Origin of the sequence: Palleronia rufa (assembly GCF_000743715.1) — a bacterium.
GTDB classification, from domain to species: domain Bacteria; phylum Pseudomonadota; class Alphaproteobacteria; order Rhodobacterales; family Rhodobacteraceae; genus Palleronia; species Palleronia rufa.
Window position 1 is genome coordinate 197,720 of sequence record NZ_JQEY01000004.1, and the last position, 18,740, is coordinate 216,459.

At 67.5% G+C, this 18,740-nt stretch carries 16 protein-coding genes; 8 read left to right on the top strand and 8 right to left on the bottom strand.

Translation table 11 applies throughout. The features are described 5' to 3' along the window. Nucleotides 1-82: 82 nt before the first annotated feature. The gene (locus tag KW83_RS08330; RefSeq protein WP_036177264.1) at nt 83-1,837 is read right to left on the bottom strand and encodes an acetolactate synthase 3 large subunit; all 1,755 of its coding nucleotides are present in this window, start codon (nt 1,835-1,837) and stop codon (nt 83-85) included. Nucleotides 1,838-2,174: 337 nt separating this feature from the next. Between KW83_RS08330 and KW83_RS08335 the strand changes: the two genes are divergently transcribed. The 4 genes from KW83_RS08335 to KW83_RS08350 all read left to right on the top strand — a co-directional run bounded on the left by KW83_RS08335 (nt 2,175) and on the right by KW83_RS08350 (nt 7,621). Then, nucleotides 2,175-3,023 (top strand): YihY/virulence factor BrkB family protein, encoded by an 849-nt coding sequence (locus KW83_RS08335; protein ID WP_051928366.1) that lies wholly within the window; start codon nt 2,175-2,177, stop codon nt 3,021-3,023. 159 nt (nt 3,024-3,182) lie between these two features. After that, nucleotides 3,183-4,265 carry a TRAP transporter substrate-binding protein gene (locus KW83_RS08340; RefSeq protein ID WP_036177266.1) on the top strand — a complete coding sequence of 361 codons (1,083 nt, stop codon included), beginning with the start codon at nt 3,183-3,185 and terminating at the stop codon, nt 4,263-4,265. A 101-nt stretch (nt 4,266-4,366) separates the two neighbouring features. After that, nucleotides 4,367-5,251 carry a TRAP transporter small permease subunit gene (locus tag KW83_RS08345; protein ID WP_051928367.1) on the top strand — a complete coding sequence of 295 codons (885 nt, stop codon included), beginning with the start codon at nt 4,367-4,369 and terminating at the stop codon, nt 5,249-5,251. 15 nt (nt 5,252-5,266) lie between these two features. Beyond that, the gene (locus KW83_RS08350) at nt 5,267-7,621 is read left to right on the top strand and encodes a TRAP transporter large permease (RefSeq protein WP_036177268.1); all 2,355 of its coding nucleotides are present in this window, start codon (nt 5,267-5,269) and stop codon (nt 7,619-7,621) included. A 364-nt stretch (nt 7,622-7,985) separates the two neighbouring features. On the opposite strand, the gene KW83_RS08355 is transcribed toward KW83_RS08350, so the two are convergent. The 3 genes from KW83_RS08355 to KW83_RS08365 all read right to left on the bottom strand — a co-directional run bounded on the left by KW83_RS08355 (nt 7,986) and on the right by KW83_RS08365 (nt 9,809). Next, on the bottom strand, nt 7,986-8,819 hold the full coding sequence (locus KW83_RS08355) for an arginyltransferase (protein WP_036177270.1): 834 nt from the start codon (nt 8,817-8,819) through the stop codon (nt 7,986-7,988). 70 nt (nt 8,820-8,889) lie between these two features. Next, entirely contained in the window at nt 8,890-9,345 is a 456-nt protein-coding gene (locus KW83_RS08360) for an RDD family protein (RefSeq protein WP_036177273.1), read from the bottom strand. 71 nt (nt 9,346-9,416) lie between these two features. Beyond that, a complete protein-coding gene (locus KW83_RS08365; RefSeq protein WP_036177275.1) occupies nt 9,417-9,809 on the bottom strand; it encodes a DUF2852 domain-containing protein in 393 nt (130 codons plus the stop codon). Between the two features lie 156 nt (nt 9,810-9,965). Between KW83_RS08365 and KW83_RS08370 the strand changes: the two genes are divergently transcribed. Together KW83_RS08370 and KW83_RS08375 are read left to right on the top strand one after the other, a co-directional pair. Further along, a complete protein-coding gene (locus KW83_RS08370) occupies nt 9,966-12,734 on the top strand; it encodes a [protein-PII] uridylyltransferase family protein (protein WP_036177278.1) in 2,769 nt (922 codons plus the stop codon). Continuing rightward, nucleotides 12,721-12,996 carry a hypothetical protein gene (locus tag KW83_RS08375; RefSeq protein WP_036177280.1) on the top strand — a complete coding sequence of 92 codons (276 nt, stop codon included), beginning with the start codon at nt 12,721-12,723 and terminating at the stop codon, nt 12,994-12,996. Before KW83_RS08370 ends, KW83_RS08375 begins: the two co-directional genes overlap by 14 nt. Before the next feature lie 82 nt (nt 12,997-13,078). On the opposite strand, the gene eda is transcribed toward KW83_RS08375, so the two are convergent. Together eda and edd are read right to left on the bottom strand one after the other, a co-directional pair. After that, the gene (gene eda, locus KW83_RS08380) at nt 13,079-13,729 is read right to left on the bottom strand and encodes a bifunctional 4-hydroxy-2-oxoglutarate aldolase/2-dehydro-3-deoxy-phosphogluconate aldolase (protein ID WP_036177282.1); all 651 of its coding nucleotides are present in this window, start codon (nt 13,727-13,729) and stop codon (nt 13,079-13,081) included. An 18-nt stretch (nt 13,730-13,747) separates the two neighbouring features. Next, nucleotides 13,748-15,553: a phosphogluconate dehydratase gene (gene edd, locus KW83_RS08385; RefSeq protein WP_036177285.1), complete on the bottom strand. Its 1,806-nt coding sequence runs from the start codon at nt 15,551-15,553 to the stop codon at nt 13,748-13,750. A gap of 106 nt (nt 15,554-15,659) precedes the next feature. Between edd and KW83_RS08390 the strand changes: the two genes are divergently transcribed. Together KW83_RS08390 and KW83_RS08395 are read left to right on the top strand one after the other, a co-directional pair. Then, nucleotides 15,660-16,850: an RSP_2647 family RNA methyltransferase gene (locus KW83_RS08390; protein ID WP_036177287.1), complete on the top strand. Its 1,191-nt coding sequence runs from the start codon at nt 15,660-15,662 to the stop codon at nt 16,848-16,850. A gap of 8 nt (nt 16,851-16,858) precedes the next feature. After that, entirely contained in the window at nt 16,859-17,380 is a 522-nt protein-coding gene (locus KW83_RS08395; RefSeq protein ID WP_235191384.1) for an RSP_2648 family PIN domain-containing protein, read from the top strand. Between the two features lie 82 nt (nt 17,381-17,462). Here KW83_RS08395 and KW83_RS08400 read toward each other — a convergent pair whose 3' ends face one another. Further along, nucleotides 17,463-18,149: a M48 family metallopeptidase gene (locus KW83_RS08400; protein WP_036177292.1), complete on the bottom strand. Its 687-nt coding sequence runs from the start codon at nt 18,147-18,149 to the stop codon at nt 17,463-17,465. Nucleotides 18,150-18,271: 122 nt separating this feature from the next. Next, nucleotides 18,272-18,700 (bottom strand): OsmC family protein, encoded by a 429-nt coding sequence (locus KW83_RS08405; protein WP_036177294.1) that lies wholly within the window; start codon nt 18,698-18,700, stop codon nt 18,272-18,274. Between the last annotated feature and the right edge of the window lie 40 nt (nt 18,701-18,740).

The window sequence follows — 18,740 nt, forward strand, 5'->3', positions numbered from 1 at the left end:
TTCACTTTGCGTCAAGCGCGATCCGCGCTCCTTTCGCCGTTCCGCGAATGCGTCCGGGGGCGATGCCCCCGGTCCGGCCCTGTCAGACCAGCACCGCGCCCGGCGCCGTGATCTGGCCTTGCGTCTCTGCGTTGGGCAGCAGCATCTTGTTGTGGGCTTCGCCGCTCGGGATCATCGGAAAGCAGTTCTCATGCTTCTCGACCAGACAGTCGAAGATCACCGGCCCGTCGTGGTTCACCATCTCAAGGATCGCGTCGTCGAGATCGGCGGGGTCCTTGCACTGGATGCCCTTGGCGCCGAACGCCTCGGCCAGCTTGACGAAATCGGGCAGCGCCTCGGACCAGCTCTGGGAATAGCGCTCTCCGTGCAGCAACTCCTGCCACTGGCGGACCATGCCCAGACGCTCGTTGTTGAGGATGAACTGCTTTACCGGCAGATGGTACTGCACCATCGTGCCCATCTCCTGCATGTTCATCAGCCAAGACGCCTCGCCGGCGACGTTGATCACCAGCGCCTCCGGATGCGCCAGCTGCACGCCCATGGCGGCGGGCTGGCCGTAGCCCATGGTTCCCAGGCCGCCGCTGGTCATCCAGCGGTTCGGCTCATCGAACCGCAGGTACTGGGCGGCCCACATCTGATGCTGGCCGACCTCCGTGCAGATGTAGCGGTCGTGGCCGCGGGTGAGCTCTTCAAGGCGCTGCACCGCGTGCTGTGGCTTGATGACCGTGTCCGATCCGGTAAAGCCCAGGCAGTCGACCGCCCGCCATTCGTCGATCTGCGCCCACCATTTTTTGAGCGCGGCCTTGTCGGTCCCGCGTCCCTGGCTGCGCCAGATCCGAAGCAGGTCCTCCAGCACATGGGCCACGTCGCCGATGATCGGCAGGTCCACATGGATGACCTTGTTGATCGACGACGGGTCAATGTCGATATGCGCCTTCATCGAGTTCGGTGAGAAATCCTGAAGCCGCCCCGTGATGCGGTCGTCGAAGCGCGCGCCGATATTGATCATCAGATCGCAGCCGTGCATGGCCAGATTCGCCTCGTAGAGGCCGTGCATCCCCAGCATTCCCAGCCAGTTCTTGCCAGATGCCGGGTAGGCCCCCAGGCCCATCAACGTGGAGGTGATGGGAAAGCCGGTCTCTTCCACCAGTTCGCGCAGCAGATGGCTGGCCGCCTTGCCGGAGTTGATGACCCCGCCGCCGGAATAGATGACCGGCCGCTTGGCGTGGCGGATCGCATCGGCCAGCGCCTCGATCGTGGCCAGGTCGCCCTTCAGGCGGGGCTGGTAGCGCGACAGGTTGGCCCGCGCCTTCGGCGTATAGGTGCCGGCCGCGAACTGGACGTCCTTGGGGATGTCCACCAGGACCGGTCCGGGGCGGCCGGACCGCGCGACGTGGAACGCCTCGTGAATGACGCCGGAGAGCCTGTCGGTGTCCTTGACCAGCCAGTTGTGCTTGGTGCAGGGGCGGGTGATGCCCACGGTGTCGGCCTCCTGAAAACCGTCGGTGCCGATCATGAAGGTCGGAACCTGTCCCGTCAGCACGACGATGGGGATCGAATCCATCAGCGCGTCGGTCAGGCCGGTGACGGCGTTGGTGGCACCCGGTCCCGACGTCACCAGCGCCACGCCCACCTTGCCGGTGGAGCGGGCGTAGCCTTCGGCCGCGTGGACCGCGGCCTGCTCGTGGCGGACCAGGATGTGCCGGATCTCGTTCTGGAGGAAGATCTCGTCGTAGATCGGCAGCACCGCGCCGCCGGGATAGCCGAACACGACATCGACGCCCTGGTCCTTGAGGGCCTGAACAACCATCTGCGCGCCGGTGATGGGCTTGGTCATCTGTCTCGTCTCCGTCTCTGCGCGATCCGCGCAACAAAAAGCCCCCGAGGGTCAGGTCGGGGGCGCGTCGTGACATGAGCTGGCTGGATCAGCCCGCGCGCCTGTTTCGCCTCTCTACGTCAAGAAGGGTCATCGGCCGCACTCCCGCATGTCGATCTTTCCCGGATAGTGTGCGCGCGACATGGGGTCAACCGCGAAAGCGGGCCGAAAGTGTCGCACGGGCCGGGATTTCGGATCGAAAGTTGCGCCGCGGCGGGGCAACGGCAATGGCTGCGTAATTCGGAACACGGACGGCGGCGGGGTGTTTCCGAACGGCAAGGGATGATCGGAGGATCACATGGCCAGGATGCTCACACTGGGGCGACGGATCAAGGAAGAGATGGACCGCACCAAGCTGACGCTCATCGCTGCGGGTGTGGCGTTCTACGGTCTTCTGGCGCTCTTTCCCGGTATCGGGGCGCTGATGGCCATGGCGGGGCTGGTCGCCGATCCCGCCCAGGTGTCCGACACGCTGGCGGTCCTTGGGCAGGTCATGCCGGCAGCCGCGGCAGAGATCATCACCGGCCAGGCACAGCAGGTGGCGGGAAGTTCCGGCAACAGCCTTGGCGTGGTGGCGGCGGTCGGACTGCTGCTGACGCTCTATTCCGCCTCAAAGGGCATGCAGGCGCTCATCGACGGGCTGAACGTCGTCAACGATCGCGAGGACGACCGCGGCTTCATCCGTCAGACCGCGCTGAAACTGGCGCTGACCTTCGGTTTGCTGATAGGCGTGCTGCTCTGCGTCGCGGTGGCGGTGGGCGTTCCGGTCGCGCTGAGCTGGCTGCCTCTGGCGCCCGATACGGAATGGGCGGTGAACGCGGCCCGCTGGCCCGTCCTGCTGGTGATCGCGGGGATGGGAATTGCGCTGACCTATCGGGTTGGGCCGGCGGGCGAGCGTACGCCATGGGGCGCGATCCTGCCCGGCGCCGCGCTGGCCTGCGTGCTCTGGCTGGCCGGGACGGCGGCCTTCGCGGCCTATGTGCGCATGTTCGGATCCTACCAGGAGACGTTCGGCGCGCTGGGCGGGGTGGTGATCCTGCTGATGTGGCTCTGGGTGTCGGCCAGTGTCTTGCTCCTGGGCGGTCTCACGGCGCGGCTGATCCGGTCCCGCCCGGACGGGGATGAGGATGCCGGTCGCGCCGCGTGATCGGTTCCTTCATGGGTCACGGTCGTTTGTGGTCCATTTGCCATGTTTTCAGGCCGTATCGGCGAAGTTTCGTGTTTTCACCCGGTCGGCGGGCGGCTAGGTTTCGGCCACCAACAATGCGCCGCATCCGAAATGACGGCGAAACCGGGAGGATAACACATGGACCGACGCTCGTTTCTGAGGACATCCGCGCTGGGCGGTTCCGCCGCGGCCGCATCGACTCTGGCCGCACCGGCCTATGCGCAGGGCAACCGTACCTTGACGATGGTCACCACCTGGGGCCGCGGCCTTGCCGGTGTCCACGACGCGGCACAGCATGTCGCGGACTCGATCACCTCGATGACCGACGGCGCCCTGACCGTGGACGTCAAGGCCGCCGGTGAGCTCGTCGGCGCGTTCGAGGTCTTCGATGCGGTGACCTCCGGTCAGGCGGACATGTATCACGGCGCGGATTACTACTTCGTGGGTCAGCATCCGGCCTATGCGTTTTTCACCACCGTCCCCTTCGGCATGACGGCGCAGGAGACGCTGAACTGGTACTACTTCGGCGGCGGCATGGAGGCCCACGACCAGCTTGGCGAAATCTTCGGGCTGAAATCGTTTCTGGCGGGCAATACCGGCGCGCAGGCCGGCGGCTGGTTCAGGAAGGAAATCACAAGCCCGGAGGACTTCAACGGGCTGAAGTTCAGAATGCCCGGTCTGGGCGGAGAGGTTCTGGGCAAGCTGGGCGCATCGGTTCAGAACATTCCCGGCGCCGAGGTTTACCAGGCGCTGTCCTCCGGCGCTCTCGACGGGACAGAGTGGATCGGCCCTTGGGCGGACGAGAAGGCCGGGTTCCAGGAGATCACCAAGATCTATTATCCCGCCGGTTTCCATGAGCCCGGCGCGGCGCTGAGCCTGGCCACCAACCGGGAGGTCTTCGACAGCCTCACACCGTCCCAGCAGGCGATCATCAAGACGGCCGCGCTGGAAAGCCATCAGTGGAGCCTGGCGCAGTTCCTGTCGAACAACGGCGCCGCGCTCCAGCGGCTCCAGTCGGCCGGTGTCCAGATCAACGAATTCCCCGATCCGGTCTGGGATGCGTTCGGCAGGGCCTCCAAGGAAGTGCTCGACGGATACATGGACGACGACATCTTCTCGGAGATCCGCACCTCTACGAACGAGAGCATGCGTGCGTCCTCGAGCTGGATCCAGCGTTCCGAAGGCCTGTATCGCGAACAGCGCGACCGCGTCCTGGGTTGAGGCGACCGGCGCCCGTCGCGATCCGTCCCCGGCGCAGGTGCCGGGGGCGGGTTTCCCGCGGCGCGGCCGGGATCTGACCGGGATCTGCTGGAGAAAGTGTCGTGATCGACTTTATCGTCTGGGTCCTGACCAACATCGCCATGTCGTTCTGGCGGATCGCCTGGACGATCACGCACCCCGGCCAGTGGCTGGACTGGTCGAACGGTGAATCGCTCGTCCGGTTCATCTATTATGGCGGATCGGTGGAGTTCTTCTTCGCCGTATTCACCGCGGTGCTGGTGTTCACGATCTTCGGGCTGTGGAACCGCGCGCTTCTCTGGGGGGCGGTGCGCGGCCTCGAAGGGTTCGCCAATACGGTGGGCCGGATCTTTGCCTGGGCCGGCCTGCTCATGGTGCTCCAGCAGATCGTCATCATCTTCTCGCAGCGGGTCTTTGCCGCGTCGGAACTGGGCTTCGGCTTCGGAGCCACGCTCACCTTCGATCTGAGCTGGTGGTCGGAAGAGCTGAAGCTCTACAACGCGCTGATCGTCGCGCTCTGCTGCGCCTATACCTTCGTGCAGAAGGGCCATGTCCGCGTCGATCTGCTCTACGCCCCGGCCAGCTACCGCACCAAGCGGATGATCGACATGATCGGCAGCTTGATGTTCATGGTCCCGATGGCCGTGCTGATCTGGATGTACGCCTGGTTCTTCATGTGGCGCCATCTGGTGACGCCCAAGGTCTCTGCCTCCGACAAACTGGACCTGATGCTGCGCAAGGCGACGATCCTGCGCTGGAACGTGGAAACCATCGGCTTTTCGCCCAACGGGTTCAACGCGTATTTCCTGTTCAAGGTGCTGCTGGTGGTCTTCAGCGCCATGGTCTTTCTGCAGGCGATCGCCTTCTTCTACCGCTCGTTTCTGGAATGGAGCGAAGGACCGGCGTCCGAGGACCGCTACCTCGACCGCGACGTGACCGAAACCGGCGCGACCGATGCCGCCCATTGATATGAGGCCTGCCTGATGCTCTTCGGACTGGATGGGGTCGAGATCGGCCTGATCATCGTGTTCCTGTGCCTCTTCGGGGGGATCCTGTCGGGGTTCCCGGTCGCTTTCGCGATCGGCGGAGCGGCGGTCATCTCCTTCGGGATCATCGCGGCGCTCGACGCTGGGGGCATCCTGATCCACCAGGCGGTCGACACCGGTTCGGAAGGCTTTCGCGCGCTGGTCGCCGATGGCGTGCGGTCAGAGGAGATATCCAAGTTCCGCTATCCCGACCTGCCGCGGATCTCGGAATCGCTCTTTCCGGGCGGGTGGGAGCTGGCGCTGGACCGCAACATCTCTTTCATCGTGAACCGGATCAATGAGCGCGTGCTGGCCGGCCAGTCGATCGAGACGCTGCTGGCCGTCCTGATGTTCGTCCTCATGGGCATCACGCTGGAGCGCAGCCGCATCGCCAACGACCTGCTGACCACGATGGCGCGGGTGTTCGGGCCGCTTCCGGGCGGGCTGGCGGTGTCGGTGGTGATCGTGGGCGCGTTCCTGGCCGCCTCAACGGGCATCGTCGGCGCGACCGTGGTGACCATGGGACTGCTGTCCCTGCCCACGATGCTGCGCAACAACTACTCGCCGGAACTGGCCACCGGTGTCATCGCGGCCAGCGGGACACTGGGCCAGATCATTCCGCCGTCCATCGTGATCGTGCTGCTTGGCACGCTTGCCGGGGATCTCTACGCCACCGCGCAGGAGACCCGCGCGCAATCGCTGGGCTGTTCGGACGCGCTCACCTATCTGGGCGAGGCGGCGGTGGTTTCGGTGGGAACGCTTTTCCAGGCGGCATTGCTGCCCGGCATCTTTCTCGCGCTGCTCTACGGGCTCTACGCATTCGGCTATGCGGTGTTGAACCCGGCCAAGGCCCCGCCCGTCACCGGCGATGGCGCGACGGGCGAATACATCACGCGCAATGAGGCGCTGACCTGGTTTCTGGCCGTACCCGTCTCCATGGTCGCCGCGGTGGTCATCGGCTCGGCCGCCGGTCTCGTCGGCAGCCAGTCCACCGCCATCGACTCCTTTTCGCAGCAGCAGGAGGGCGCATCCCTGCGCACCAATGTGTCGCCAGATTGCCAGGAGGCGATGATCGACCTTCACGGCCAGGGCGCATGGGACCGCGCGGTGGCCGAGCAGGCGGCCATCGACGAGACAGGCGGAATGCAGCGCGCCGAGCGGCTGACGGCAGATGAGCGCGTGGTCGCGCGGGACGCCATGATCGCCGGCGCCGCTCCCATCGGCACCGGGATCGCGGTGTTCTTTCTGCTGGCGGCGCTTGTGCTGGCAGGAGCGCGCGGGATCGCGCCCTCCGACGATCCGCGCCCGCTGGCGCTGGGAGGGCTGGGCGTGGTGCTGGCGCTTCTGGCGGACATCGCGCTGCTCTCGCCGGTCACCAGCCCCGGCGTGACCTCCCTTGTCCTGGCTCTGCCGTTCCTTCTGGTGCTGTGGTCGCTGCGGGAGGCCGCGGCGCGACTGGGCCGCAACGACCTGGTGCGGGTGGTCTTTCCGCCGCTGGTGCTGATCGTCGCGGTCCTTGGCTCGATCCTGGGAGGGATCACCAACCCCACGCCGGCCGCGGCCCTTGGGGCGGGCGGCGCGATCATGCTTGCGGCCTATCGCAAGCTTGCCGACGACGGGCGTTCCCCCCGGATCATCATCCTGGCGTCGCTGGCGGTGGTGCTGATGATCCTGATCGGCGTGAACTTCGATCTGCGCGTCGGCGTGGGGCAGACCAGCTTCGAGCAATGGGTCGCCTACAGCATCGCCCAGGCCGCCTATCTCTTCGCCATCTTCGGACTGGTCTATGCCTGCGTGATCCTGTGGCTGGGCGGTGTGCTGACCCCGGTGGTGCGCGAGACGGCAAAGGTCACCAGCATGGTCTTTACCATCCTGATCGGCAGCCAGCTTCTGAACCTGGTGGTGATTTCCTTCGGCGGTGAGGAATACATCCAGACCTTCCTGCGCAGCTTCGACAATGAGATGGTCGTTTTCCTGATCGTCATGCTCGTGCTCTTCGTGCTGGGCTTCGTGCTCGACTTTCTGGAAATCATCTACATCGTGATCCCCATCGTCGGGCCCGTCATCTACGGCGGCACGATGGACCCGAAGTGGGTGACAATCATGATTGCGGTGAACCTGCAGACCTCGTTTTTGACACCGCCTTTCGGCTTTGCGCTGTTCTATCTGCGCGGCGTGGCGCCCAAAGAAGTCACGACCGGCCATATCTACCGCGGCGTGGTCCCCTTTGTGCTGATCCAGGTGGTGGGGCTGGGGATACTCTGGGCGTTCCCGTCCATCGTGACCATCGTGCCCGACCTGTTCCCGAACTGATGTGGGACTGCCACCGCGATTAAACCCGGTCCGTGGACGGGGCGAATGGGTGGCGACGGTCCCAGGACTGGGTCGGCTGGCGGTCGTACATCACTCACGCACCGACTTCAGGACTCTGACCTACCGCGACCCTTTCGAGGGCATTCAGCCCCGATCGGGTCGATTGCGCGGCTTCAAGCAAGCTCTGGTGGACAATCCCGGTCTTGTCCTCATGCAGAGAGACAAACCAAAGCGAAAAGCGACCGGTCCGCTTGATAGCGATGGATACATCGGTGTTTGGGAAATTGCCGAACCCGGCTGGGAAGAGGATGGATCCCTGTCGTTCAAGTTCATCCGCCGGTTGAAGATGAGGTTCTGATCCGCCTCAGTCGTGCCGGGACATGGAATCTGGCAGGTCCAGCCGGGCGACCTGTTCGGCAATGGGGTCGGTCGAGAGGGGGTGAACTTCTGCCTCGTGTGCGGATGGATCGCGAAGGGGTTGCCAGCGACCGCCCTTGTAGATCTCCAGCGCGCCGAAGCGGGACTTGTATCCCATCTTGGCCGATCCCGGCACCCAGTAGCCCAGGTAAACGTAGGGAAGTCCTGCCTCTCTGGCGATCTCAACATGATCTAGGATCGCGTAGGTGCCGAGAGACCGGCTTCGATCCGACGGGTCGTAGAAGGAATAGACCATCGACAGCCCGTCATCGAGCACGTCGGTCAGGCAGACCGCCATCAGATCCGCGCGCTCTGTGTCGGGATCGGGCAGGCCGTACTCGACCACACGGCTGCGGATTGGCGTTTCCTCGATCATCGCGGCGAACTCGAAGATGTCCATGTCGGCCATGCCGCCATCGGCGTGGCGGCTGTCGAGATAGGTGCGGAAGAGATCGTATTGTTCCTCCGTCGCCCAGGGCGAGTTGGCGCTGCGCCTGAGCCCGTCATTGCGCCGCAGGATCCGCCGCTGGGTTCGCGACGGCCGGAAATCCGCCACGCGGATCCGGGCCGACAGGCAGGCCGCGCAATCCGCGCAGGACGGACGATAGAGCACGTTCTGGCTGCGGCGGAATCCCTGCTTGGACAGCGAGTCATTCAGAAGTTGCGCATCCTCCCCCTGGAGCGCCGTGAACAGCTTTCGCTCCACCCGATCCGACAGGTAGGGACAGGGTTGCGGCGCGGTCACGTAGAACTGGGGCGCGATGGGAAGGGTGTGTCGCATGGGCTTCCGGGCTGGTCGATCCGGAAAACCTAGCGTGGGACAGGGGCCGCGCCAACCCCCCCGGATCGTCTCAGTCGAGCGCCGCGCGGTTGATCGCCGCCGACCCCAGAACCAGGTCCGTAAGCCCCTGGCCCCGCGCCGTCCCGATCATCAGCGCCGCGGAGATGAGTTGCAGCGGAAACATGAGCACGGACGCGGTGTAGCCGATCGTGTGCAGCCCCGCCCCGGCCAGGTCGAACCGGTCTCCGCCGGCGTCGCGCAACTCGATGGACATGAGGCGCATTCCCGGCGTGCCCGACCAGCGCGCGATGGTGGCCGTGCGGTAGGCCATGCCGACGCAGAGATAGAAGAGCGGGAACCAGAGCAGCGACGTGAACAGCGTCAGCGGCGTCAGCAGGATGGACAGTACCGTGATGGCGATGACGTCAACGACCCAGGCGAGCGCCCGCTTGACCGCCGTGTCGCGGTAGAAGTCGGCGTCGCGAAACGGGTCGGGCAGGCCGCCGTGATTGTAGGTCTCTGACATCGCTTTCTCCATGTGGTGTGGCCCCCGCCCGGCGATAAGGGGCGGGGGCCGGTCGATCGGCAAACGGCCTGTCAGGCCTCCGACGTGTCCGACCGGCGGGCGCGGTCTTCCATGAACTGGTCGAACTCGGACTTGTCGCGGGCCTCGCGCAGACGCTTCAGGAAGTCCTCGAAGGCGGCTTGCTCATCCTCCAGCCGACGGATCGTCTCTGCCCGGTAGGCGTCGAAGGCGGCGTTGCCGGAGGCGCCGCGCAGGTTGGTCCGGCGCTTGCGCGCGCATCCGCCCATGGCGAACTTGTCCTGCCAGACCATGTAGCCAAGAAAGGCCAGCCCGACCGGCCAGAACAGAATGAACCCGAGCACCATGGCGAAGATCCACGCGAAGCGGCCGCGCTGGTCGAGCCACGTTTCTGCCCGCACAAGAGGGTTCGGCCGTTGTACGGGAGTGTCTGCGAAGCTGGTCATGATCGTCTCCTGACTATGTTAATGCCTTTCACATGATCTAGGTGGGAAGGGCCGCCTGCCGGGTCAAGAGGGAATGTGAAAGGTTTTTACATTGGCGGCGTCGGACCTCCCTTTGGGGCGGTTGACGCGGCGGACGACCCGGCAGACCGTGCGGCCATGGCCTCCCTTGCCTCCAGCATCGCGCGCACGCCGCGCCCCCATGACCGGGACCGGGCAGCCGAGGCGCGCGATCTCTTCTCGGACGCGCCGTCCCGACTCCGCGACCTGCTCGCCGGGATTTCCGGGTGCAGCCCCTATCTGAAGGGGCTGGCCGAGCGGGAGGCCGACTGGCTGCGCGAGGTCTGGGACGATGCGCCCCAGGACACGTTGCACCGGATCCTGTCGGCGACAGGGGACGACACCGTGGATCTGGGCGTAGCACTTCGCAGGGCCAAGCGGCGCGTGGCCCTTCTGGTCGGGCTTTGCGATTGCGGCGGGGTATGGTCGCTCGACCAGGTGACCGGCGCCCTGACCCGTCTGGCCGACCTTTCCGTGTCCCGCGGCCTTGAGCGCGAGCTTGAGGTCGAAACCCGCCGCGGCCGCCTGCCGGATCACAGCGCCTCCGCCGCCGGGGGCATGGTGGCGCTGGCCATGGGCAAGATGGGCGCATTCGAACTCAACTATTCGTCGGACATCGACCTGATCTGCCTCTTCGACGAAGCCGCCTACGATCCCGGTGACGTGATGACGGCCCGTGCGTCGCTGGTAAAGGCCACGCGAAGGCTCTGCGCGCTGCTTGGCGACACCACCGCCGAAGGCTACGTGTTCCGCACCGACCTGCGCCTGCGGCCGGACCCGTCGGTAACCCCGGTCTGCCTGGGCATGGACGCGGCAGAGCGCTACTATGAGAGCCTGGGCCGAACCTGGGAGCGCGCCGCCCACATCAAGGCGCGGCCCTGCGCGGGCGATGTGGCCGCCGGGGAGCGATACCTCGACCGGTTGCGCCCGTTCATCTGGCGGCGGCATCTCGATTTCGCCGCCATCGACGACGCCCATGCCATGCGCCAGCGGATCCGCGACCACAAGGGGCTGGGGGGGCGTCTCACCCTCAAGGGCCACGACATGAAACTGGGGACCGGCGGCATCCGCGAGATCGAGTTCTTCACGCAGACCCGGCAGATCATCGCCGGCGGACGGGACGAATCGCTCCGGGTGCGCGGCACGGTAGAGGGGCTGGCGCGCCTCGCCGCCGCGGGCTGGGTGCCGAAGGAGACCGCGCGCCAGCTTGTCCGGGACTACCGCGACCACCGGGAGGTCGAGCACCGCTTGCAGATGATCGCCGACCGACAGACCCATACGCTTCCCGAAGACCCGGACGGGTTCGCGCGCCTGGCCGCGTTCCTCGACCGCGACCCTGCGGCGCTGAAGACGGAGCTGACCGCGCGTCTCGAGCGGGTGGCCGACCTGACGGAGGCGTTCTTCGCCCCCGCCCGGCCGCATGCGAAGGGCCCAGAGCTCACAGCGGCGCAGGCCGAGCTGGTTCAGGGCTGGCGCAGCCTGCCGGCGCTGCGGTCCGAGCGCGCTCTCGACATCTTCGACCGGATCCGTCCGGCGCTGCTGACGCGCCTCCTGGCCAGCCCGCGCCCGGAGCGGGCCCTGGCCCATTTCGACGGTTTCCTGCGCGGCCTGCCGGCGGGGGTTCAACTCTTCTCGCTCTTCGAAGCCAGCCCCGAGCTTCTGGACCTGATCGCGGATATCGCAGGAACGACGCCGGAGCTTGCAACCTACCTGTCCCGCAATGCCGCGGTGCTGGACGCGGTGCTGGGCGGACAGTTCTTCGCGGACTGGCCGGGAATGGCGGCGCTGAACACGGGTCTCAGCCGCCGGCTCGAAGCGGCGCCCGACTACGAGGCCAAGCTCGACGCCGCCCGGAACTGGACGCGGGACTGGCATTTCCGCATCGGCGTGCATCATCTGCGGGGCCTGATCGACGGTGCCGTGGCCGGGGGGCAGTATGCCGAACTGGCCGAAGCCGTCGTCGCCGCCCTGTGGCCCGTGGTCGTGACGGAGTTCTCCGCCCGTCACGGACCGCCGCCCGGCGCGGGGGCCATGGTTCTGGCGATGGGATCGCTCGGGGCAGGGCGGCTGACCGCCCGGTCGGATCTGGACCTGATCGTGATCTACGACGATGCCGGACAGGAGACCTCGACCGGGCCGCGCCCCTTGCCCGCGCGCAGCTACTTCGCGCGTCTGACCCAGGGACTTGTCACCGCGCTCTCCGCTCCGACGGCCCAGGGGCGCCTCTATGAGGTCGACATGCGCCTGCGGCCGTCGGGCAAGCAAGGCCCCGTGGCCACCGCGCTCGCGTCCTTCGACCGCTACCAGCGTCAGGATGCCTGGACCTGGGAGCATCTGGCCCTGACCCGCGCACGGGCCATTGCCGGGCCCCACGCGCTCTGTGCAGCGGTCGAAGCCGTGCGCGGCGCGGTGCTCGCCGCGGATCGCGACCCCGACAGGCTGCGCGCGGACGTCTCGGCCATGCGCGACCGTCTGGCGGGCCAGCGTTCGGGCGGCACGTGGGACCTCAAGGCCGGGCCTGGCAGGCTGACGGAGGTAGAGCTTGCCGCGAGCGCCCTGGGCCTGCTCTCCAGGTCGGACGCGCGCGCCGCCCGGGACCAGATCGCCGCCGCGGCCAGGGCCGGTCTGGTGGCGCAATCCACCGCGACGGAACTCGCCGATCTGCACGGGCGCTTTCACCGCCTGCAGGTCGCCGTCCGGCTGCTGGCGCCGCAGGGGGTCTCCCCCGACGACCTCGGCGCGTCGGGAGAGGCGATGCTCTTGCGTGAAAGCGGCGTCGGGACCATGTCGGACCTGGCCGCAGAGATCGCCGCCTGGGCCGAGCGCGGGGCCAGGGCGGTGGAAGAGGTGCTTCATGCGCAACACTGACGCGGCGGATCCCAAGGGACTCATCGCCGAAAGCTTCGAGATCGACGGCATTACACCGGCTGATTGTCGAACGATCTTTCTGGACTGGGCGCTGTCGCTGCCGGCGGATCTGTCCGCGGACCGCGCGCTGCGCCGTTTGCTGTCGCGCCATCAGGACAAGCCGCGCGACCATCCGATGCAGACCGTCCTGCGAGAGGCGCTGGCCTCCGCGCCTGTGCCGCGCCGTCGCGGCGGCTGGGCCGCCCGACACCGCGACGGCTGATCCGGGCCGCTCCTTCATCTTTCCCCAAATATCCCGGGGGAGGTCGCCGCAGGCGGCCGGGGGCGGCGCCCCCAAACCTGCGTCAGCCGCGCGGCAGCCGCGACGCCTCCCGCGCCAGGGCGGTGATCGCGTCCCAGTCGCCCGCCCGCATTTTGTCGGCCGGCGCGACCCATGACCCCCCGACGCAAAGCGTGTTCGCAAGACCCAGATAGACGCCTACGTTGGACGGGCTCACCCCGCCGGTGGGGCAGAAGCGGATCTGCGGCAGCGGCGCGCCGATGGCCTTCAAGGCGGGCGCGCCGCCACTGGCCTCGGCCGGAAAGAACTTCTGCACCGTATAGCCACGCTCCAGAAGCCGCATCGCCTCGGTCGCCGTCGCGGCACCCGGCAGCAACGGCAGGTCGGCATCCTCGGCGGCGTCCAGAAGCCGGTCCGTCGCCCCGGGGGATACGCCGAACCGCGCCCCGGCCTCTACCGCGCGGGTGATGTCGTCGGGCGTCAGCAGGGTACCCGCGCCGACCGTTCCGCCTTCGACCCGGGCCATCTCGGCGATCACCTCAAGGGCCGCGGGCGTCCGCAGCGTGACCTCCAGCGCGGGCAGGCCCCCGGCAACCAGCGCCTGCGCCAGAGGCCGGGCGTGGGCCGGGTCGTCCACCACCAGGACCGGGATCACGGGGGCAAGGCGGCAGATCGCCTCCGAGGCTTGGCTGACATCGTGCGGGGTCATGGGCATTGGTCCTTCGCGAATGGATCAGACAACGACCGCGGCGCCGTTGGAGGCCAGCCCGACATTCTGGCGGAACACCTCGAACAGTTCGCGGCCGATGCCGTGGGAATTGTCTGTCAGGTCGCGCTGGACGGCCTCGCGCGTGTCCAGATCGACGCCCTTGACGTCGATGGTGCCGGCGGTCGCGTCCACGCGGATCACGTCGCCGTCGCGGAGCTTGGCGATCGGCCCGCCGAAATGCGCCTCCGGCGACAGGTGGATCGCCGACGGCACCTTGCCGGACGCGCCCGACATCCGCCCGTCCGTCACCAGCGCGACCTTCAGCCCCCGGTCCAGCAGCACCGCCAGCGTCGGGGTCAGCGAATGCAGTTCCGGCATTCCGTTGGCCGACGGCCCCTGAAAGCGGACCACCACGACGGTATCTTCTGTGAACTCGCCGCGCTTGAAGGCGTCCTTGACGCTCTTTTGATCCTCGAAAATGCGGCAGGGCGCCTCGATCACATGAAGCTCCTCCTTGACCGCCGACACCTTCATCGCCGCCCGGCCCAGGTTGCCGTTCAGATCCGCCAGCCCGCCTGTCTTCTGGAAGGGATCCGACACCGGGCGCAGGATCTTGTCGTTGCGCGTTCCGCGGTCCGCCTCTTCCCAGACGACCTCTTCGTGCTTGAGCTTCGGCTCCCTGACGTAATCCCTTAGCCCGTCGCCCATCACCGTCAGCGTGTCGTCGTGCAAAAGGCCGGCGTCGAGCAGCTCGCCGATCATGTAGGTCAGTCCGCCTGCGGCGTGGAAATGGTTCACATCCGCCAGACCGTTCGGATAGACCTTGGCCATCAGCGGCGTGGCGGTGGAGATTTCGGCGAAATCCTCCAGTTCCAACTCGACGCCGGCCGCCCGCGCCATGGCGGGCAGGTGGATCAGCAGGTTGGTCGAACCGCCCGTGGCCATCAGGCCGACGATGCCGTTCACGAACGCCTTCTCGTCGAGCACCTGCGACGCCGGCCGGTAGTCGTTGCCAAGATTGGTGATCTGCGTCGCGCGGGTGGCCCCGGCACGGGTCAGCGCGTCCCGCAGCGGCGTGTTCGGGTTCACGAAGGAGGCGCCGGGCAGGTGCAGCCCCATGAATTCCATCAGCATCTGGTTCGTGTTGGCGGTGCCGTAGAAGGTACAGGTTCCCGGCCCGTGATAGGATGCCATCTCGGCGGCCATCAGCTCGTCCCGGCCCACTTCCCCGGCGGCAAACTTCTGGCGCACGGCGGATTTCTCGTCGTTCGGCAGCCCGCTGGTCATCGGCCCGGCGGGCAGGAACACCGCCGGAATATAGCCGAAGGTCGCGGCGGCGATGATCAGACCCGGCACGATCTTGTCGCAGACGCCCAGATAGACGGCGGCATCGAAGGTGTTGTGAGACAGAGCGACCCCGGAGGCGAGCGCGATGACATCGCGCGAGAACAGCGACAGCTCCATGCCGACCTGCCCCTGCGTGACCCCGTCGCACATGGCCGGCACGCCGCCGGCGACCTGGGCCGTCGCCCCCGCCGCGCGTGCCGCGTCCTTGATGAGCCGGGGGAACCGCTCGAACGGCTGATGGGCCGAGAGCATGTCGTTATAGGCCGTGACGATGCCGATATTGGGTTGCTGTCCGGTGGCGAGCCTGTCCTGATCCCCGCCCATGGCGGCATAGGCGTGGGCCTGGTTGCCGCAGGTCAGATGCGCCCGGCGCGGACCTTCGTCGGCCGCGCGGGCCATGCGGTCCAGATAGCTCGCCCGGCGCGCCTGCGACCGCGCGACGATCCGGTCGGTGACGCGGGCGATGGTGTCGTGCAGGGGCATGTCTTGTCTCCCTTTCAGGTCTCCGCCTCACGCCTAACATAGCCCCGCTAGCGCTACCAGACAGGGGCCGCTTTTATCTGGCGCGAAATGCGCCTATCGCGGGGCCATGACCGACACCCGACCGACGCTCCGCCTGATGCCGAAATCCAAGCCGCAGGCGATCCGCCACGGCTTTCCCTGGGTCTATGCCAATGAGGTCGTGATGGACCGGCGCACCCGCGCTTTGGCGCCCGGCACGCTGGCGGTGCTGGAGGACCCGGACCGCCGCGCCATGGGGCTGGTCACGGTGAACCCGGACTCGAAGATCGTCGGCCGCATGCTCGACCGCGACCCGGCGGCCCGGATCGACGAAAGCTGGCTCCGCGCCCGCATCGCCCGTGCGCTGTCGCATCGCGCGCGGCTCTACGACCGGCCGTTCTACCGGCTCATCCACGCAGAGGCGGACGGCTTGCCCGGCGTGGTCATCGACCGCTTCGGCGACGCCGCCGTGATCCAGCCCAATGCCGCCTGGGCCGAGCGCCATCTGAACCTGCTGGTCTCCGCGCTGATGGCCGAAACCGGGATCGACGCCGTGTTGAAAGGCGCCGGCGGCCGCGCCCGCGCGCTCGAAGGGCTGGACGACGCCGACGCGGTGCTGGCCGGCGGTGTCGAAGGCCCGGTCGATGTCGAGATGAACGGCGCGATCTACAAGGCCGACCTGACCGGGGGGCAAAAGACCGGTCTCTACTACGACCAGCGCGACAACCACGCCACGGTGGCAGGGCTGTCCCGCGGTGCGCGGGTGCTCGATGTTTTCTCCCATGTCGGCGGCTTCGCGTTGGCGGCCCTGGCGGCCGGGGCCAAAAGCGCGCTGGCCGTCGACGGCTCCGCCCCCGCCCTGTCCCTGGCGCAGGCCGGCGCGGAGGCCACGGGTGTCGCGGACCGCTTCGCCACGCGGCAGGGCGACGCTTTCGCGGCCCTCGCGGCGCTGGCCGACGAAGCCGCGCGCTTCGATGTGGTGATCTGCGACCCGCCTGCCTTCGCGCCGTCGAAATCCGCGCGCGACGCCGGGCTGCGTGCCTATGAGCGCGTCGCGCGCGCGGCCGCTCCCCTGGTCGAACCGGGTGGCTATCTTGCGCTTTGCTCCTGTTCCCATGCCGCTGACCTGGCCGCTTTCCGCGCCGCCTGCACGGCCGGGATCGGCAAGGCGGGCAGGGCGGGGCAGATCGTACACACCGGATTCGCCGCGCCGGACCATCCGCTGCTGCCGCAACTGGCCGAGTCCGGTTATCTCAAGGCGCTGGTCTACCGGCTGTGAAAGTGTTCATGGACGCCTGCGTTCTCTACCCGACGGTCCTGCGCGAGATCCTGATCGGCGTCGCCGCACGCGGTCTCTACAGCCCGGCCTGGAGTCCCCGCGTGCTGGAAGAGTGGGCCCGCGCCGCCGCGCGGCTTGGCCCAGAGGGCGACGCCGTGGCCCGGGCAGAGATCGCCGCCCTCCGCGACCGCTTCCCCGGCGCAGAGGCGCATCCCCGCGGCGCCGACCTTGCGCGCCTTCACCTGCCGGACCCCGACGACATCCACGTCCTCGCTGCCGCCATAGCCTCCGGCGCGGACGCCATCTGTACCTTCAACGCGCGCGATTTCCCCCGCCGCACCTTGGCGCATGAAGGGTTGGAGCGCGTCGATCCCGACCAGCTCCTACGCCGCCTCGGCCCCGACCCGGCAATCGGAGACACCGTCCGCAGCGTCCACGCCACCGCCGAACGCCTGTCGGGCGAGGATCTGCCGATGCGTCTGCTCCTCAAGCGCGCGCGTCTGCCGAAACTGGGCAAGACGCTCGCCTGATCCTTCATCTTTCCGCAAATATCCCGGGGGGCCTGCCGCCAGGCAGGCGGGGGCAGCGCCCCCTCAGCCCCCCCCCGCCCCCTCAGCCGCCCAGCCAGGCGCGTTCGTTGGCCTCGATCGCCGCGATCCGGTCCGCGCTGTCGGGGTGGCTCATCATCCAGGCCGGCGCTGCCGCCCCGTTCGCGCCGGTCAGCCGGTCGAGCTTGCCGAACAGGGACTTCTGCGCCCCGGCCCCGATACCGGCCTTGATGAGCAGCGCGGTCGCGTAGGCGTCGGCCTCATACTCGTCGGAGCGCGACAGGCGCGCCGCCAGAAGCGTCGCAAGCGCATTTGCGATGAGCAGGCCGACACCGGGGATGAGCCGCCCCAGCACCATGGCCAGCGCGGTCCGCAGCGCGTTCTGCCCCGAAAAGTCGATCATCCGCCGCCGCGAATGCCCCAGGGCCACGTGGCCCAGCTCGTGTGCGATGACGCTGGCGAGCTCCTCCGCGCTCACCGCGCCCGCCCGGTAGCGATCGTAGAACCCGCGCGTGATGAAGATCCGCCCGTCCGGAGCGGCCAGCCCGTTGACCGGCGCGACCTCATAGATATGCACGCGGATCCGTTCCAGATCGAGCGCCTGGGCCATCCGGTCGCACAGCGCCCGCAGACGTCCATCGGCGAGTTCGGTGGATTTCGCGTCGAGCTCCCGCGCCGTGCGCCAGGCCGAAAAGCGATACATCGCCAGCCCGTAGAGGATCGCCAGAAGGATCGGTGTGAACTTCAACATGACCGGAAGATGGGGCCGGGACAGGGCGGGCGCAATGCGGCCGCCGTTTCGGTCCGCTCACGAAAAAGGCCGCCCCCGCCCGAAGGCGGAAGCGGCGCGAACCTGGCCGGCGGCCGCCGGGCTCAGGCCATCTTCGCATCCATCGTGATGTCGGCGCCGGCCAGCACCTTGGAGACCGGGCAGCCCTCCTTGGCGGCCTGCGTCGCCTCCCTGAATTGCTCGTCGGTCGCGTCGGGGATCGAGGCGGTGACGTCGAGATGAATCTTGGTGATCGCAAACCCGCCATCCACCTCTTCCAGGCTCACCGTCGCCTTGGTGTCGATGCTGGACGCCTCCAGGTCGTGCTGGCCCAGGATCATCGACAGCGCCATGGAGTAGCAGGCCGCATGGGCCGCGCCGATCAGCTCTTCGGGGTTGGTGTTGGTCCCGCCCTCGAACCGCGACTTGAACCCGTAGTTGGCCTGGTCGAGCACGCCGGTCTGGGTGCTCACGGTGCCGGTGCCTTCTTTCAGGCTGCCTTTCCAGTTGGCGGATCCGGTTTTCTTGATCATCACTGTCTCCCTGTGGTGTGAATGGGTCGGTCCGGAAACG

Coding starts and splice junctions, on each gene's coding strand:
- KW83_RS08330 (WP_036177264.1), bottom strand. CDS start 1,837: ATGACCAAGCCCATCACCGGCGCGCAGATGGTTGTTCAGGCCCTCAAG.
- KW83_RS08335 (WP_051928366.1), top strand. CDS start 2,175: ATGGCCAGGATGCTCACACTGGGGCGACGGATCAAGGAAGAGATGGAC.
- KW83_RS08340 (WP_036177266.1), top strand. CDS start 3,183: ATGGACCGACGCTCGTTTCTGAGGACATCCGCGCTGGGCGGTTCCGCC.
- KW83_RS08350 (WP_036177268.1), top strand. CDS start 5,267: ATGCTCTTCGGACTGGATGGGGTCGAGATCGGCCTGATCATCGTGTTC.
- KW83_RS08355 (WP_036177270.1), bottom strand. CDS start 8,819: ATGCGACACACCCTTCCCATCGCGCCCCAGTTCTACGTGACCGCGCCG.
- KW83_RS08360 (WP_036177273.1), bottom strand. CDS start 9,345: ATGTCAGAGACCTACAATCACGGCGGCCTGCCCGACCCGTTTCGCGAC.
- KW83_RS08365 (WP_036177275.1), bottom strand. CDS start 9,809: ATGACCAGCTTCGCAGACACTCCCGTACAACGGCCGAACCCTCTTGTG.
- KW83_RS08370 (WP_036177278.1), top strand. CDS start 9,966: ATGGCCTCCCTTGCCTCCAGCATCGCGCGCACGCCGCGCCCCCATGAC.
- KW83_RS08375 (WP_036177280.1), top strand. CDS start 12,721: ATGCGCAACACTGACGCGGCGGATCCCAAGGGACTCATCGCCGAAAGC.
- eda (WP_036177282.1), bottom strand. CDS start 13,729: ATGCCCATGACCCCGCACGATGTCAGCCAAGCCTCGGAGGCGATCTGC.
- edd (WP_036177285.1), bottom strand. CDS start 15,553: ATGCCCCTGCACGACACCATCGCCCGCGTCACCGACCGGATCGTCGCG.
- KW83_RS08390 (WP_036177287.1), top strand. CDS start 15,660: ATGACCGACACCCGACCGACGCTCCGCCTGATGCCGAAATCCAAGCCG.
- KW83_RS08395 (WP_235191384.1), top strand. CDS start 16,859: ATGGACGCCTGCGTTCTCTACCCGACGGTCCTGCGCGAGATCCTGATC.
- KW83_RS08400 (WP_036177292.1), bottom strand. CDS start 18,149: ATGTTGAAGTTCACACCGATCCTTCTGGCGATCCTCTACGGGCTGGCG.
- KW83_RS08405 (WP_036177294.1), bottom strand. CDS start 18,700: ATGATCAAGAAAACCGGATCCGCCAACTGGAAAGGCAGCCTGAAAGAA.